We start from the raw sequence: 15,623 nt of genomic DNA on the forward strand, positions 1-15,623 counted from the left end.
GCGACACCCACGCCTATGGCGAAGAGGGCGTCCGCTTCTACACCAAGCAGAAGTCCATCATGCAGCGCTGGCCCGAGAGCATCTCCAAAGGTGCTGAATTCAACATGCCGGTTGCAAGGTAACCGTCTGGTTGGGAGGAGGAACCATGCAAAAACCTGAAGACGAAAAACTGGAAGGTGGGCCTCTTTCGGGGATCACAGTACTGGATTTCTCGCGTGTGTTGGCAGGGCCATATTGCACAATGGTGTTGGCTGATCTTGGCGCACGCGTGATCAAGGTGGAAAAGTTTGGGACGGGCGACGACACACGCGCCTTCCCCCCGTTTGTTGACGCTGAAAGCGCATATTTCATGTGTTTCAACCGCGGCAAGGAAAGCATCGTTCTGGATGTGAAATCGCCCCGGGATCGTGAGCTTCTGGAACGTTTGTTGGACACCTCGGATGTTCTGGTGGAAAACTTCCGCCCCGGCGTCATGGACCGTTTGGGATATGGTGCGGAACGTCTGGCCAAGACGCACCCGCATCTTATCTATGCGTCGATTTCGGGTTTTGGTCATTCCGGCCCGATGACTGATCTGCCCGGCTATGACATGGTGGTTCAGGCCATGGGCGGCGTCATGAGCCTGACCGGTTGGCCCGGTGAACAACCCGCGCGTGTCGGCACCAGCTTTGGCGATCTCGGCGCGGCCCTGTTCGGCGTGATTGGCATTCTGTCGGCGCTGTACAAACGCACCAAGAACGCACAAGGCGAGCGGGTTGATATCGGCATGCTCGATTGTCAGGCCGCGCTGATGGAAACAGCCCTTGCGCGCTATGACGTTGAGAATGTTGTGCCGACACGGACAGGCGACTGTCACCCATCGCTGGCACCGTTCGAGACTTTTCAGGCGGCAGACGAGCGTTTCGTGATTGCGGCAGGGAATGACCAATTGTTCCTGTTGATGGCCGATGCTCTGGAAGCGCCGGAATTGGCTCTGGACCCCGACTTTGCAAGCAACGACTTGCGCGTGCGCAACCGCCCCAAGATGGTCGCAGCCATTGATGCTGTAACTTCGAAAAAACCGGTTGAGCATTGGTTGGATGCATTGAATGAGGCCGGTGTCCCATGCGCCCCGATCAACACGATCGATCGCCTGTTGGATCATCCGCAGCTTCTGTCGCGAAACATGATCGTTCACGTCGAGGGGCAGGGCAAGAAACCGTTCCGCACTGCGGGCAATCCCACCAAACTCTCAGCTTACAAAGACATGGATCCCACCGAGCCGCAGGTCGCACCGGGGTTGAACGAGCACCGTGAGGCTATTCTGGCCGAAAAGATGGCTGGGTTCGAAGCCTATGACCACAACGTCTCGGCCAAGACACGCCAAGACATTGAAGCGCCCGCTGAGGGTACGAACTGGACCGAGTTTGGTCTGAAAAGCTGAAGCACATTCCAGGAGAAAACTCATGACGACCAGCAAGGCCAAAGCCAAGGCAAAACCTGTCAGCATCAACACCGATGCACAGGTAGAAGAAACCGTAAAGAAACCAGTTCGCACTACGCTTGAAGAGATCATTGTCGAGCGGCGCGAAAGCGTCGGCCTGATCACTCTGAACCGGCCCAAAAGCCTGAATGCACTTAACCTTCAGTTGGCTTACGAGGTCATGCAGACCTTGAAAGAGATTGACGCAGATGATCGGATCGGTGCCGTAGTCATCACCGGCAGCCCGCGCGCCTTTGCAGCCGGTGCCGATATCGAGGAAATGGCGGAAAAGCACCTGGTGGACCTGTTGGCAAATGACATTTTTGCCGATTGGGATCAGATGCGCTTTATCAAAAAGCCGGTGATCGCAGCGGTTAGCGGCTTTGCTTTGGGGGGTGGTTTCGAACTGGCGTTGATGTGTGATTTCATCATTGCCAGCGAAGACGCTCAGTTTGGTTTGCCGGAAATCAAGCTGGGCATTCTGCCGGGTATCGGCGGATCTCAGCGCCTGACCAAATCCATCGGCAAAGCCTTTGCAATGGACCTGATTCTGACCGGGCGCACGATTGGTGCGGACGAAGCCAAGGCATCCGGGATCGTGGCCCGCGTAGTGCCAACTGAAGATCTGCTGCAAACCGCCTTGGAGGCTGCCCATCAGATTGGGGGCCTGAATGCCCCTGCCGTGGCCATGGCCAAGGAAGCGGTAAACAATGCGCTTGAAACAGGTCTTTCGGCCGGTGTGCTGCATGAACGCCGATTGTTCCAAGCTGCCTTTGCGACCGATGGTCAAAAGGAAGACATGGCTGCATTCATCGCAAAACGCGCCCCTGTATTCCGTAACCGTTAACGGCAGTACAGAGACGTGACCTACGTTGTAGTTGAAAAGCAAGGCCGGGCCGGGGTGATAGGCCTGGACCGGCCAAAGGCGATGAACGCGCTGAACCTTGAGATGGTCCGGGACATAGATGCTGCGCTTAGCAAGTTTCAGGACGATCCAGAGGTTCACTGTGTCGTCCTGCAATCGCACCATGATCGGGCCTTCTGCGCAGGCGGAGATATGCGCAGGGTCAGAGAGTTAAGCCTGGAAGGCAAATTCGACGAGGCCGAGCGTTTCTTTGAAGAAGAATACGCTCTGATCGAACGGATCTCACAATACTCAAAACCCTATATCTCGCTAATTGACGGGATCTGTATGGGCGGTGGAATGGGCCTTTCGGTTCATGGCACCTACCGGATAGCGACCGAACGCGCGGTGTTTGCCATGCCGGAAACCGCCATCGGGTTTATTCCCGATGTGGGAGGAAGTTATTTTCTTTCGCGAATGCGGCACTACGCCGGGATTTGGATGGGGCTGACAGGCGCTTCTGTTCGCGGCTTTGATGCTCATGGGCTTGGTGTTTCGACGCATATGACCGAAGCAAAGTCCCTGCCTGAGCTTCGCGGCGAGTTGTGTCATACTGATCGGCCCATCAACGATATCTTGTCTGATCTGTGTGCGACGGTTGGTTATCAGCCGAGTACTTTGACACTGGCGGAAACCACCATGTGTTTTGACCAAGCAAGTCTTTGCGGTATTTTTGAATGTTTGGAGCGTCGGCACAGCAGTGCGAAAACGAACGCGCTGAAGGTGCTGAATAAAGTGTCGCCCTACAGCTTGCAGGAAACCTTAACTCTACTGCAAAACGGTAAGGAGTTGTCTCTGTCGGAATGTCTGGGGCAAGAGTTTGAAGCAATGCGCCGTTCAATTCGTCACCCAGACTTGGCCGAGGGCGTGCGGGCAGTGTTGGTCGACAAGGATCACTCACCCAACTGGCAGCCTGCGTGACTTTGTTTTCTTGTTTAAAGTCTATAGGTCGGCTCCAAGGGTCGGGAGCAAAAGAGCGAGGTGGGCGGTTTGGTTCGTGTCACTTGTCAGTCCTGGCGAACACGGAATTCACGATGCCAAACGACCATGGCGCCGTAACATACCACTGGTCATCAGTTGATTTCTCAGGATCGAGATAGAGAAAATGGCACAGATCGCGCCCCTGGTGCACGGAGGGTATGTTTCGGCATACCTGATCGCCAACAATCCTCCACGTTCCGGACAATGGTATTCCATTCATCCACTCAAAATTCATCACTATCGTTCCATCTGAATTACGGTCCTCTGAATAAGGAGCACCGAACGGCCCAACGGAGTGCTGTTCTTCGAAAGCACCTGAATGCAAAAGAACCAATTCATTATGAGCGATGCGGTCAGCCTCGCGCCCTTCGTGAAAGTTGAAAGGCCACTCTGGCAACCCCGCTCCCAACATTGCTTCTTCGAAAACGGAAAAAGCATGCGGATCCTTGTAGATTGCAAACCACGGCTTCATCCAGTTTAGATTGAGCCAGACATTGTTTTTCAGAAACAAGTCCATGTAAGCCTGTGCAGCCTTGGTGTCCCCTTCCCGAAAATTTGCCTCTGCGAGATTCCGATAATGCTGTTCACGCAATTCTTCTTTTGGGATACTGTTCAGCAGATCCAGCGCTCGCCTGCTGTTGCCAGCGCGCAAGTAGTTCCATGCTAGATCTCCCTTTTCGCCAGAATTTAGTCTTGGCGACAATTGCTCATACTCTTGAAATTCCATAATTGCTTCTTCGTAATTTCCTTCGGAGGTCAGGCTCATTCCGAGAACAAGGCGGAGCATTGGATTGGTTGGATCATTGAAAACGGAGCCCCTCGCCAGAGCGAGAGCACGGTCTGGTTCGATTTGCTCTATAAGAGCGCGAACCTGTAGGGCAGTGGCTTCAGGATTGCGCGGATCGCTTTGAAGAACCTGCTCAATCAACTCGGAGAATGAAGTCTGAGCATCAAGTGTAAACTTGATCGTGTTGAAGCTCCCCTCCCATATCTGGAAGTTGGCTTCGGCACTCCCCAACTTTGCGTCGGTGAACTGCGGGTCCATCGACATTGCCTCGTCAAACAAAGGAAGCGCTTTTCCGATGTCCGTGAAGTCTTTACTATCTAGCAGCCTCTTGCCACTCGCATATGCCACGTAAGCCGCCGGGTTTTGCGTTGGCCGGTTTTCTAGAATGTTTCGCTCTACTTCGTTGAGCTTCACCTCCATTGTGCCCGCTGCTTTCAGCTTCAACGTTACAAGCATGTCCAGCAGTTGATCAGCCTCTCCCTGAAAAACCTGTTCCCAAACCACGTCGTCGCCCGACGCCAATGCATCCCGAAGTCGAGCATGAATTTCAATTGCCCCATTGTTCGATTTTGCTGAACCATCCAAGACGTACCGAACGCCCAGATCCTGAGCCACTTGACTTTCTTCGACGTCGATCCCCTCATAAGATTTTGCGATACTATAAGGTGTAATCTCCAATTGCTTCAGACGTGCAAAGGATAAATGCAAGTTCTCTGTGACCGCATCGGCGAATACTTGTTCCGAAGGGGTGTGGGCTTCGAACGGAACAACTAGAAGTTTTGAATTCCGCGTTTCTTCCCTTGGAAAAACAAAGGTGAATACGAACAAAGCAAGACCAGCCGTGGCGCATATAGCAGCGCTTGCAAATATGCTTTTTCGCTTGAATACTGCCGACTTGGGTAATGGGACAAACTTTCCTGCGTCGCTCTTGTCCAGCAATACGCGATAGGCTCGAACGGGTTGCGAGATATTTTTGACGAACAGCTCGTCCGCATCAGCGAATCCCAATTCCACCTTGCCAATTACATTTTTGAAGACGCCTTCTGAGATCATTATGCCGCCGGCGTCAGCCAAAGCTTCAAGCCGGGCAGCCAAGTTTACGCCATCCCCAAAAATATCTTCGTCATCGACAACAATTTCGCCGGCATTTACGCCAACGCGATAAGCAATGCGTTTGTGTTCTTCGCTGTCGATCTCAAGATTTGCAATGCGGCGTTGAAATGCAGCGGCCCATGTCACCGCGTTAACGGTGCTATCAAATTCGATCAACGCTCCATCGCCAGTTGTTTTGACGATCCGACCACCATGTTCTGATGCCAGTGTCTCGATCACGTCCTTCTGAATGACTTTCAGGCGAATAAGAGTGTCCGCTTCGTCCTGTTCGATCAACCGACTATACGCGACCATATCGATTGCGGCGATTGCAGCTAACCTTCTGATCCCGTGTGCACTCTGCATTTCTTCCTCGAGGAATTCTCGAATTTTTGAAATTGGTTCGCATAATAAACACAAAAACCTGCGGGCCGTCACTAGGAAGCTAAGTTGCCCCAACGAAGAAAATCAACGTCGACATCGTCCCGCGTCGCGTGAGTTCAGCCAACCTTTGATTTTGCGATCCCAGCGAACGGCAGGTTCGGCGGGCCGCGTCGCAGCATCAGTTTACATAGCTCAATGACCGGTTCGGGTCGCCCGCGAAGACGGTCCAAATTCTTAGGTTTCATTGGCCTCAGCGATTGCTAGCGCGTCTTCAAGCTCGACGCCCGAATACCGGACTGTGCTGTCCAAGCAGAATTTGAACTGCGCGCAAGTTGCCGGTTTTCTTGTAGATCTGGGTCACCTTTGTCCGCCTCTTTGCAACTTGACCCAACGCGCATACTGTAAATGCATGAGCAAGTTCCGAAATGCCCGACAATCCGACGCACAGCGATGCTTTGAGATCGAAACTGCTGCCTATGAAGGCGACGAAGCAGCAACCCTTGAAAAGATTTCCAAGAGGATCGAGGTCTATCCCGATGGTTTCCTAATTCTTGGGGAACAAGACGAGATTGTTGGCTTTATCAATTGCGGATGTGCCCATGAAGTCGAAATGTCTGATGAGGAATTTACGGAGCTTGTGGGGCATGACCCCGACGCACCTAATGTCGTCATCATGTCCGTCGTAGTGGACCCAGAGGAGCAAGGTAGGGGCCATTCAAGGGCGCTGATGGACGAGTTCGTCGGACGGATGAGACGGATGGACAAAGCAACGATCTATCTAATGTGCAAAGAACACCACGTGCCGCTCTATCAGAAGCTTGGCTTTAGTTATCTGAAGCCTTCTGCTTCCGACCACGGGGGAATGGCATGGCATGAAATGACTTTGACGCTCTGAATTCTTAGGGGTGAGAAAATGATACCACTTGAAACGCCTTTGAGATTGGCCGGAGAAGCTGATGCTCATGCACTTGCGGACTTGGTGAACTTTGCAGGAGAAGGCCTGCCACTCCATGTCTGGACCGGGCTGGCACGGGACGGCGAGGATCCTTGGGCCGTCGGTCGCGCGCGGCAGGTTGAAAAGGCACGAGAAGGGCAAGTGGTGGTATTTGACTTTGGAAACGGGGCGGTTGCCGGTCTTACGGGCTATGGGATTGGATCTGAACCAGAAGAAATTGGAGATGACTTCCCAGCCTTTTTCCGTCCCTTGCAGGAGCTGGAAAACAAAGCGTTAGACAGTTGGTATGTCAATGTTTTGGCTTGCTACCCAGAGAACCGTGGTCAGGGACTTGGTTCGAAGCTACTTGATGTCGCCGACGAGATAGCCCGCAACGCGGGGTACAAAAAAATGAGTGTTATTGTCGCCGATGAAAACTTGGGAGCGAGACGTTTATACGAGCGAAAGGGATACACTGAGATGGATAAAGCCCCATGCGTCAAAGACGGCTGGGAGACCGAAACCGAAAACTGGGTTCTACTCGTCAAGTCGCTGTCCTGACGTTGAGCCTAAAGTGAATAAACAAAGCACAAGTTCCGATTTCAAATGAGTTCAGCGTTCCGCATACCTTCGGCGAGACTCTATTGTATACATTGGATCACGCAGGCGAAAATCGTGTCTAGAGCATTGAGGCGACCAAAACCACTATCGCATATAATTTAGCCTAAATTCCTGCGGTGTTCGTCCCGTTCGGGTTCTGAAGAAACGTGTAAATGCAGGAGAATTGGCGTAGCCCAGTTCAAAGGAGATCTCGGTTATCGAGATTGAGGGATCTGCAAGCATCGCCTCAGCTTTGGAAAGGCGTGCGTCCGAGACCAACTGGCGATGAGAGAGACCCAACCATTTGAGATGCCTACGATATGTACGGGCGCTCATTCCGAATGCTCTGGCCATGCTCTCTGACAAGCATTCTGGCGCAGCGCGACCAAGGTAAGTCTCAAGGCAAGCACGCATCGAATAAACATCCGCTTCCTGAATACCAACATTCGTACCTGCAGCTTCACTCTTGAGGACGACGCCGTTGGCCTTGGCAAGCAACTCATCCAAATCGAATGCCATACCCATTGTGCGTTGGCTGAGACTTATTGGCAGTTCACGCCATGCGCCTGGAAGATCCGCTTTACGAACATGGCTGGATAGACGCAAGGCACGAGGCTTGACCTTACGGCCGACGACCCGTCGCACCGATTGCAATCCAACTTCCAAGTTGTATTGCTGCACCGGCCAATTGTCAGTGAAGTCGGTGGTGCCCGCTGTACGCAACAACCATATGCGTGCGCCGTCGCGCTCGGTCAGGAACGCTGCGCCATAGAGAATTGCGGAAATGCGCCGCGCGATGTGCTCAACCGCTTCGACACCGGTGATTGAACGCGAAAGGGCAATATTTGCCACAGAAGTTTGCTCTGACGCAGATGGTGTTCGGAGTGTCTCTAAAAAATAAGTTGGATGATTGATACGACGGTCGAGCTTTACCATGAACTTCTCGGCGGCGCGCAATGAAATGATGCCGCGGGGCTGAGAAACAATCGACCCAGGCAGACCCGCATCCTCTGCCAGGCGCTCAACTTTCGACAGCGGCAACGGCACGGCGTCAAAGAAAGGTTGCGCAACAGAGGCTTGAACCGAAGCAAATGGCGTCATAGCGGGGCCCCACTTCAAAGTATCTGGCGATGGCTTCCCTGGGCCTGACAAACGGACGTGACCGGAAATGGTAAGCAGAACCACCTGAGAACAGCTAACATGCTATCACAGTTTGTTTATTAGGGAAGCAGATATGAAACCGAATAGGAACGCGAAACTGCTGTGCGTGGCAGTGGTTTCTGGAATGTCGATGATTGCTTCGGCACTGCCTGCGCTGGCCCAGGAACAACCAAATATTCTTGTCATCTGGGGTGATGACATCGGCCAATTCAACATTTCCGCTTATAACAATGGCATCATGGGATACCGCACCCCAAACATCGACCGACTTGCGGATGAAGGCGCCATGTTCACGGATTGGTATGGCGAGCAAAGCTGCACCGCCGGTCGCGCTGCCTTCATAACGGGTCAATCTCCGATCCGGTCGGGGTTGACCAAAGTGGGCCTTCCAGGCGCTCCAGAGGGTATGGACGAACGAGACCCCACCATTGCAACGGTACTAAGCGCGCAAGGTTATGCAACGGGCCAATTTGGCAAGAACCACTTGGGTGATCGGGACGAACACTTGCCTACAAATCATGGCTTTGACCTGTTTTTCGGCAACCTTTATCACCTCAATGCGGAAGAAGAACCCGAGAATGTAGACTATCCTCGTGATCTGGTCTTGTCAGATGGTCAAAGTTTCACAGATGTCTTCGGCCCTCGCGGCGTAATCCGCTCATCTGCGGACGGTCAAATCGAGGACACAGGTCCTCTGACCCGCAAGCGTATGGAAACCGTCGACGAAGAAACGCTTGTTGCAGCATTGGACTTCATGGACACTGCCGTTGAACAACAAAAGCCTTTCTTTGTCTGGTGGAATTCCACCCGTATGCATGTCTTCACACACCTTAAAGAGGAAAGCGAAGGCGTTACAGGGCAGGGCATCTATGCCGATGGCATGGTGGAACATGACGGCCATGTCGGACAGTTGCTGGACAAGCTCGACGAGCTTGGCATTACAGAAAACACAATCGTCATGTACTCAACTGACAATGGGGCAGAGACCTTCACTTGGCCTGATGGCGGAACCACTATGTTCCGAGGTGAAAAGAACACCCAGTGGGAAGGTGGCTTCCGTGTGCCGACAATGATCCGCTGGCCCGGCGTGACCGAACCGGGCACCATCATCAACGAGATCGGTGCGCACAACGACATGTTCACGACACTTGCCGGTGCTGTGGGGCAAACCGAGATCAAGGCGCAGTTGCTGAGTGGCCTGACCATTGGCAACAAAGAATACAAGGTGCACCTGGATGGATATGACTTGGGGCCCGCGCTTCGGGGTGAGGCTGACTGGCCACGCAACGAGTTCATTTACTGGACAGACGATGGGTCCGTGGCAGCGCTGCGGCGCGGAGATTGGAAGATCAATTTCCTTGAGCAGGAAGCCCATGGCTTTGATGTCTGGTCTGAACCTTTCAAGGTTTTGCGATTTCCCGCGCTTACGAACCTACGGATGGACCCCTTTGAGCGCGCCAAGGAAGAAAACGCGATGGGTTATGTACGCTGGGCAGCCGAGCGTATGTATGTGATCGCACCTGCCTCAGCTTACGTCGCGCAATGGCTTCAGAGCTTTGAAGAATACCCTCCACGCCAGGCGCCCGGCAGCTTCAATCTTGAGAATGTCATGGACATGGTAATGGCCGGGTCAAACCAGTAATTTACCTGCCGATTGCGTAGTCCTTGTACGAAGGCGGCCTCTGTATGGTCGCCTTTGTCACTGACTAACTAAGGGGTAAATAGGTGGCGCAACATCCGTAAACTTAGAAAAGCTTCTTCTTGACAGACAGAGTTTAAAACCCGCTTGGGGCACGTTCGAATATGAAGGCTGAAAAGAGGGGATGACTTAGCAGTTTGTTTTCCAGTGAATGATTACTAAAGTTGATTGAATCTATCCAAGCTGAATTAACGACTGTCTGAAATTTCAAAATAGCGTGGTAGCTATGCCGGATGCGCTCTCAAAGACTGAGCTAATAAAACTGACTCAACAGATACAGTTGGGTGAGCGCATTGCCGCGGAGAATGTTCCTGCCTTTCTAGAACATGAGTTTCCCGAGAATACTTCTTTTGGGAAGTTCATGTTAAAAGTTGCCGGTTGGATTTCATTGTTTTTTGCCTCCGTGCTGGTGATCTTTCCAGAAGTCGGCGAAAAGTTGATAGAAATCCTTCCTGATTTTTTCTTGCTGCCGGAACGGTTGGCTAAAGCTCTGGACTATCTATGGGGTCTCGTTGGTAAGCCGGTGAAGAAACAACACCTTATGTATCACTTGCCAAATATAATTATCTACGCATTTGGCGTTGCAGGGATCAGATTGCTTTGGAGAAAAATACATAGAAACAACTGGAAGGACCAGGTTGAGGACGCCCAGAAGAAGCTGAGAAGCCAGGTCGAAGAGGGGACAGGACGCTTTGATTTTCAACCTGGCTTCTCTCTATTGTTTGTCGGAGATGGCGATCGAATTGCCAAAAGTCTGGTGTTGGACAATCCATATATTGGCCCCACGATATCTTCTAAGCGGCCTGATTTTTCTCCGCTTTGGGGCACTTTAACTCCTGGCGAAGGTGATGGCGGCTTAGAGCGCGTGTTGGCACAATTCAATTCTCACGAAGCAGGAGAGTACCTATTGTTCCCTGTTGTCGACACACATTTGTTTTTGCCCGGCCCGAAAGAGTACGACGTACCACCACATCGCATAGAAATCGCGGTTCGACGAATTAGAGAGCTTGAGAAGTCAAATGGTTGGCTGAAGAAACGAATATTGATCGTCGGAGATCGAGAGCAAATGAGCCGTTTCATGACGACTTCGGCGGATGGTCTATTCAATTCGGAACATGACACCGTAACATTGCAAACAATTGCTGATAAGTATGAGAATATATCCCTAGTCGATCCAACGGATGTGACCCTGAAAAAGATCATCGATATAGCAGACGGACGCCAAATTCTTTTTCGAGCTTCAGCAGAAGGGGTGGAAAAGTATGGATCTGCGTTCTACCACAGACTGTCGCGTCTTGGTTATGAGGCCAAGCGTTATGGGTATTTGACGGTTGGATACGATATTTCAGATCTTGAGACAGAACATCAGATCGTGGCAACGGGAAATTCAGACTATTTGCCTGTTATTCTTTCAAGAGAGATTTTCGATCTGCTGTCCGAGGAACACCTAAATTTGGGCGACTTTATTTTCGTTCCGCATCTTATCAAACGAGAATTGCAGATTCTGGTGGAGGAAAACTAGACCTGATCACCCCTTCGATTGTCGCGCTGAAATTTATGGCATTTGTGATTGACGGCTTTTTCCGCTTTTTTGGCGCTTTGCGAAATTAGGCATTTAACGTCCGCTTCGGGCGTATATTTTTGAAGAACTCTTCCTTGATAGACGCATGGACTGCTGATTCAATTCTTCTAATGGGGGGAGGATTGGCTGTGATGGGACCGAGGCGGGAAGCGCAATTGTCGCTGTTCTATAAGTTCTCATTGGAGAACCACGTTCCCCAAGATCACTTGCTTCGGTCGATTGATCGATTTGTTGATCTGAGCATCATTCAAGCCCATCTCGCTGATTTTTACAGCCACACTGGTCGTCCATTTGTCGGTCCCGAGTTGCTGATCCGGATACTGGTGGCCGGTTATTGCTTCGGCATCCGTTCCGAGCGGCGGCTGTGCTAAGAGGTGCATCTGAACCTGGCATATCGATGGTTCTGTCGCTTCGATCTGAATAAGCGTATCCCGGATCACTCGACGGTGTTTTCAGATTAGCTTTGCTTGAGTAGGGCAGGTCGGTTGCGTAGCTTTTGCCATGCCCAGACCTGCCTCTTTTAGATACTTAAAAACCAGTCCCGAGATCATCCGCTTGGCGGTGATGCTGTACATCCGATTCCCGATCTCGCTTCGGAACATCGAAATTCTGCCGCACGAACGCGGGGTCGACGTTAGCCACGAAACCGTCCGATATTGGTGGAACAGGTTCGGTCCGATGTTCGCCTCCGAGACCAGACGAAAGCGAGTTCAGCCGCTGCGCGCGTCCTCTGAATGGAAGTGGCACCTAGACGAGGTTTTCGTGAAGGTGAATGGCAAGCGGCATTATCTTTGGCGGGCTGTTGATCACGAAGGTGAGGTGCTGGAAGCAGTCGTCACCAAACGTCGAAACAAGCAGGCGGCATTGAAATTCCTCAAGAAATTGTTGAAGCGCCGTGGCTGTGCGGAAGAGATTGTGATGGAACGCTTCGCATCGTATCGGGCCGCTCTCAGAGAGCTTGGTGCCGCCGAAAAACAGCAGACGGGCAGGTGGCTCAACAACCGCGTTGAGAATTCGCACCTTTCTTTCCGACGACCAGAACGCCATGCAACGGTTCTGGTGCATGCGAAGTTTACAGAAATTCGCCTCCGTCCATTCCTCCGTCTCTAATCACTTTAGCAAGGAAAGATCACTCGCAAGCCGAAACACCTTCAAGCTGACACGCATCGCCGCTCTTGCCGAGTGGCGTCAGCTTTGTTCCGGATGGGTTCGTGGTTTCCGCGGCAAACTGAGCCTGGTTCGAATTTGTCTGACAGCACCCCCAGAACAACAATGTAGTTTGGCAACGCTGCACGGTCTGTCTCAAACGGGATCGCACGCACAAGAGTGCCCCCATGCCTTCGACCAGGTCGTCGCGCTGCGTCGTGCAGACTTAGTGAACAAAGTCGCCGTCTGGTTCAAGCCGCCCCGCGATGCGCAGGATGTTTTGAACCAAAGCCAGCTCAGTCGGGATAAAACCCGCTTCCGTCAGAATTGAGACGCGCACTGTGGTCATGGCGACCTCAGCTGCGCATCAGAATGTATTCCGGATCGTAAGGTGATGATTGGATGACTTCTGCGCCCACAAGATCACCGTACATATCCAGTAGCATTGTGGTCCCTGCGGCGGCCAGGTCGGGGTTCACGAAGGCATAGGCGAGGTTAAGTCCCGTCCGGTGTCCCCAATCCCCCGAGGTGATGGTGCCGACGACCGTGTCGCCCTGCATCAGCGAGGCACCGCCATGGGCCGGGGCGTGGGTCGCGTCGACCTTAAGAGTCACCAATTGCTTACATTTGCCTTCGGCGCGGCGTTTCTGCAGGGCGTCTTTGCCGATGAAATCGCCCTTGTCCATTTTTACAAAGCGGTCCAGAGAGGTTTCGAACGGGTCGAACTCGGTCAGCAAGTCGGCCTTCCAGTGCAAAAAGCCCTTCTCCATCCGCATCGATTCCACCGCGCGCGCGCCAAAGAGTTTCATTCCTTGCGCTTCACCAGCCGCACGCAACGACAGATAGGCAGCATAGAGCGACGCATTAGGCACGTGGATTTCATAGGCTAGTTCGCCCGAGAAGCTGACGCCCACGATGGTGGCGGGTGCAAAGCCGATATAGCATTCGCGGACTGAAAGCCACGGGAAGGCCTCTTTCGACCAGTCGCCACGCGAACAGGCCGACAGCACGTCGCGCGCCCTAGGTCCGGCCAGTACCATGATGGTCTGATCGTTGGTCAGGCTGCGGATTTGTACATCCTCGTCATCGCGCCGGTGCTGCGTTAACCAATCCATGTCGTGATATTCACTGGCCGCCGCCGAACCATACCAGACCCTTTCGGGGCCGCGGTCGCTGGCGGGCAGGTTGGCGACGGTGGCCTCTGCCTTGATCATACCGTGATGGTTAAGCAGATAGCCCAGACCGACACGGCCCGCGCGTTTTGTAACATTGCCGCAGAACATGCGATCGAGGAAGACATGGCGGTCCGTGCCGGTGATCTCGAACCTGTTAAAGCCGTTCACCTCGCACAGGCCGACATTCTCCTGCACATTCTTGATCTCGCCTGCGACGACTTCAAAGGCTTCGTCAAATTTGAAGGTAAGGCTTGGGTGAAAGTCGGGGGATGGCTTGATGTAGTCGACGCGTTCCCAGCCGTTCACCACGGTGAACTCGGCACCCTCTGCGGCCAGAACCGGCGTCAGTGGTGTGGTCTTGGCCGGGCGTCCGGCGGGGCGGTGTTCATGCGGGAAGTGGAAGCGGAATTCGTTCTGATAGTCCTCGATGGCTTTCAGTGAGGTCAATTCAACATTCGTGTGGCCGGTAAATCGACGCGGATCGAGACACCACGTGTCATAACATGCCTCGCCATGCACGATCTGTTGCGCCAACAGCCAGCCATGGCCGCCTCCTTCACCAAGCCCCGCGCGCAGGCCGATGATACAGAAGGCGTTGCGTTTACCGGGGATCGGCCCGACCAGAGGAGCCCCGTCGATGGTATAGGTGATTGGACCGTTCACGATGGATCGGATGCCGGTTTCTTCCAGAGCAGGCATCCGCTCAAACGCTCCGGCTAAAACATCCATGACACGTTCCAGATCGTCGGGGCAGAGGGCGTTCACAAAGTTCGGATCAATCCCGTCCATGCCCCAAGCTTTGCAGTCTTGCTCATAGAACCCGACCAGCAGCCCGCCCTTTTCCTGACGGCTGTAATAGTCACTGATCGGGCAGCGCAGCAGCGGCATCCGGTGGCCCGCTTCGGCGATGCCGGGAATATCCTCGGTCAGGAAATATTGATGTTCCATCGAGGCAACCGGGTGATGCACACCCATCATCGCGCCCACTTCATTCACCCGGTAACCGCAGGCGTTGACGACGATATCACAGTCGATATCGCCGTGTTCCGTGTGCACGGTCCAAGTGTCATCCCTGTGCTGGGTCAGCGCGGTGACAGGGGTGTTGCGATAGACCTCGGCCCCGGCCTTGCGCGCGTGATAGGCCAGCGCCTGACACAGCTGCGCAGGGTCGATGTCGCCGTCCAGGGGGTCCCAGAGACCGCCAAGCAGGTTTGTGGTGGAAATCAGTGGGTGGCGGCGGGCGCATTCTTCGGCATCGATCACCTCGAACTCGACCCCCATACCCCGCGCCATTGAGGCGAAATGGCGGTAGCCCTGCATTTGGGCCTCGGTATTAGCCAATCGAATGCCGCCATCCGCGTGATGATAGTTGATGGGGTATTCTGAGTTTTCCGACAACTCTTTGTACAGGTTGATCGAATGTGTCTTCAGCCCGATCATGGTCTGGTTCATGCCAAAATTGGTCACCTGCGCCGCCGAATGCCAGGTTGTGCCACTGGTCAGTTCGTTGCGCTCGACAAGAACCACGTCGCTCCAGCCCTCTTGGGTCAGATGATAGAGAGTTGAACATCCGGCAATGCCACCACCGATGACGACAACCTTGGTGCGGGATTTCATGTGACGCGAGCCTCCGACAATGAACTGGTCGAGATTGGCCTGAAGATTGGTGCGTTCCGCAATATTTTGCGCATTGTTCACAAGAAATCGAAATCAAAA

Annotated in this window: 11 protein-coding genes and 3 pseudogenes; 9 read left to right on the forward strand and 5 right to left on the reverse strand. The window is 53.2% G+C overall.

The genetic code is table 11. The features are described 5' to 3' along the window. Positions 1-145 precede the first annotated feature (145 nt). From ACR0ER_RS22990 to ACR0ER_RS23000, 3 genes are read left to right on the forward strand one after another with little or no spacing between them, the layout of a single operon-like run. Positions 146-1,423 (forward strand): CaiB/BaiF CoA transferase family protein, encoded by a 1,278-nt coding sequence (locus ACR0ER_RS22990; RefSeq protein ID WP_480770884.1) that lies wholly within the window; start codon positions 146-148, stop codon positions 1,421-1,423. 22 nt (positions 1,424-1,445) lie between these two features. Beyond that, on the forward strand, positions 1,446-2,309 hold the full coding sequence (locus tag ACR0ER_RS22995) for an enoyl-CoA hydratase-related protein (protein WP_480770885.1): 864 nt from the start codon (positions 1,446-1,448) through the stop codon (positions 2,307-2,309). 15 nt (positions 2,310-2,324) lie between these two features. Next, complete coding sequence (locus ACR0ER_RS23000) at positions 2,325-3,287, forward strand: enoyl-CoA hydratase/isomerase family protein (protein ID WP_480770886.1); 963 nt, start codon at positions 2,325-2,327, stop codon at positions 3,285-3,287. Between the two features lie 79 nt (positions 3,288-3,366). Here ACR0ER_RS23000 and ACR0ER_RS23005 read toward each other — a convergent pair whose 3' ends face one another. Both ACR0ER_RS23005 and ACR0ER_RS23010 read right to left on the reverse strand, forming a co-directional pair. Next, on the reverse strand, positions 3,367-5,592 hold the full coding sequence (locus ACR0ER_RS23005; RefSeq protein ID WP_480770887.1) for a tetratricopeptide repeat protein: 2,226 nt from the start codon (positions 5,590-5,592) through the stop codon (positions 3,367-3,369). Between the two features lie 252 nt (positions 5,593-5,844). Beyond that, positions 5,845-5,989, reverse strand: a pseudogene (locus ACR0ER_RS23010) (integrase); the annotation flags it as partial. 30 nt (positions 5,990-6,019) lie between these two features. Between ACR0ER_RS23010 and ACR0ER_RS23015 the strand changes: the two are divergent. Then, positions 6,020-6,505 carry a GNAT family N-acetyltransferase gene (locus ACR0ER_RS23015; protein ID WP_480770888.1) on the forward strand — a complete coding sequence of 162 codons (486 nt, stop codon included), beginning with the start codon at positions 6,020-6,022 and terminating at the stop codon, positions 6,503-6,505. 18 nt (positions 6,506-6,523) lie between these two features. Then, entirely contained in the window at positions 6,524-7,105 is a 582-nt protein-coding gene (locus ACR0ER_RS23020) for an N-acetyltransferase family protein (RefSeq protein ID WP_480770889.1), read from the forward strand. 144 nt (positions 7,106-7,249) lie between these two features. Here the strand turns inward: ACR0ER_RS23020 and ACR0ER_RS23025 are convergent, their stop codons facing one another. Beyond that, positions 7,250-8,245 (reverse strand): helix-turn-helix transcriptional regulator, encoded by a 996-nt coding sequence (locus ACR0ER_RS23025; protein ID WP_480770890.1) that lies wholly within the window; start codon positions 8,243-8,245, stop codon positions 7,250-7,252. A gap of 133 nt (positions 8,246-8,378) precedes the next feature. Between ACR0ER_RS23025 and ACR0ER_RS23030 the strand changes: the two genes are divergently transcribed. The 4 genes and pseudogenes from ACR0ER_RS23030 to ACR0ER_RS23045 all read left to right on the forward strand — a co-directional run. Further along, positions 8,379-9,947 (forward strand): arylsulfatase, encoded by a 1,569-nt coding sequence (locus ACR0ER_RS23030; protein WP_480770891.1) that lies wholly within the window; start codon positions 8,379-8,381, stop codon positions 9,945-9,947. 283 nt (positions 9,948-10,230) lie between these two features. Next, positions 10,231-11,526: a hypothetical protein gene (locus tag ACR0ER_RS23035; protein ID WP_480770892.1), complete on the forward strand. Its 1,296-nt coding sequence runs from the start codon at positions 10,231-10,233 to the stop codon at positions 11,524-11,526. 188 nt (positions 11,527-11,714) lie between these two features. Continuing rightward, a pseudogene (locus tag ACR0ER_RS23040) lies at positions 11,715-12,032 on the forward strand (transposase); the annotation flags it as partial. Between the two features lie 55 nt (positions 12,033-12,087). Continuing rightward, positions 12,088-12,781: pseudogene (locus tag ACR0ER_RS23045) on the forward strand (IS6 family transposase); the annotation flags it as partial. Between the two features lie 177 nt (positions 12,782-12,958). On the opposite strand, the gene ACR0ER_RS23050 reads toward ACR0ER_RS23045, so the two are convergent. Together ACR0ER_RS23050 and ACR0ER_RS23055 are read right to left on the reverse strand one after the other, a co-directional pair. Beyond that, entirely contained in the window at positions 12,959-13,081 is a 123-nt protein-coding gene (locus ACR0ER_RS23050; protein ID WP_480770907.1) for a hypothetical protein, read from the reverse strand. 7 nt (positions 13,082-13,088) lie between these two features. Beyond that, positions 13,089-15,524 (reverse strand): GcvT family protein, encoded by a 2,436-nt coding sequence (locus ACR0ER_RS23055; RefSeq protein ID WP_480770893.1) that lies wholly within the window; start codon positions 15,522-15,524, stop codon positions 13,089-13,091. Between the last annotated feature and the right edge of the window lie 99 nt (positions 15,525-15,623).

The sequence above is a fragment of the Ruegeria sp. CH8 genome (assembly GCF_056536985.1).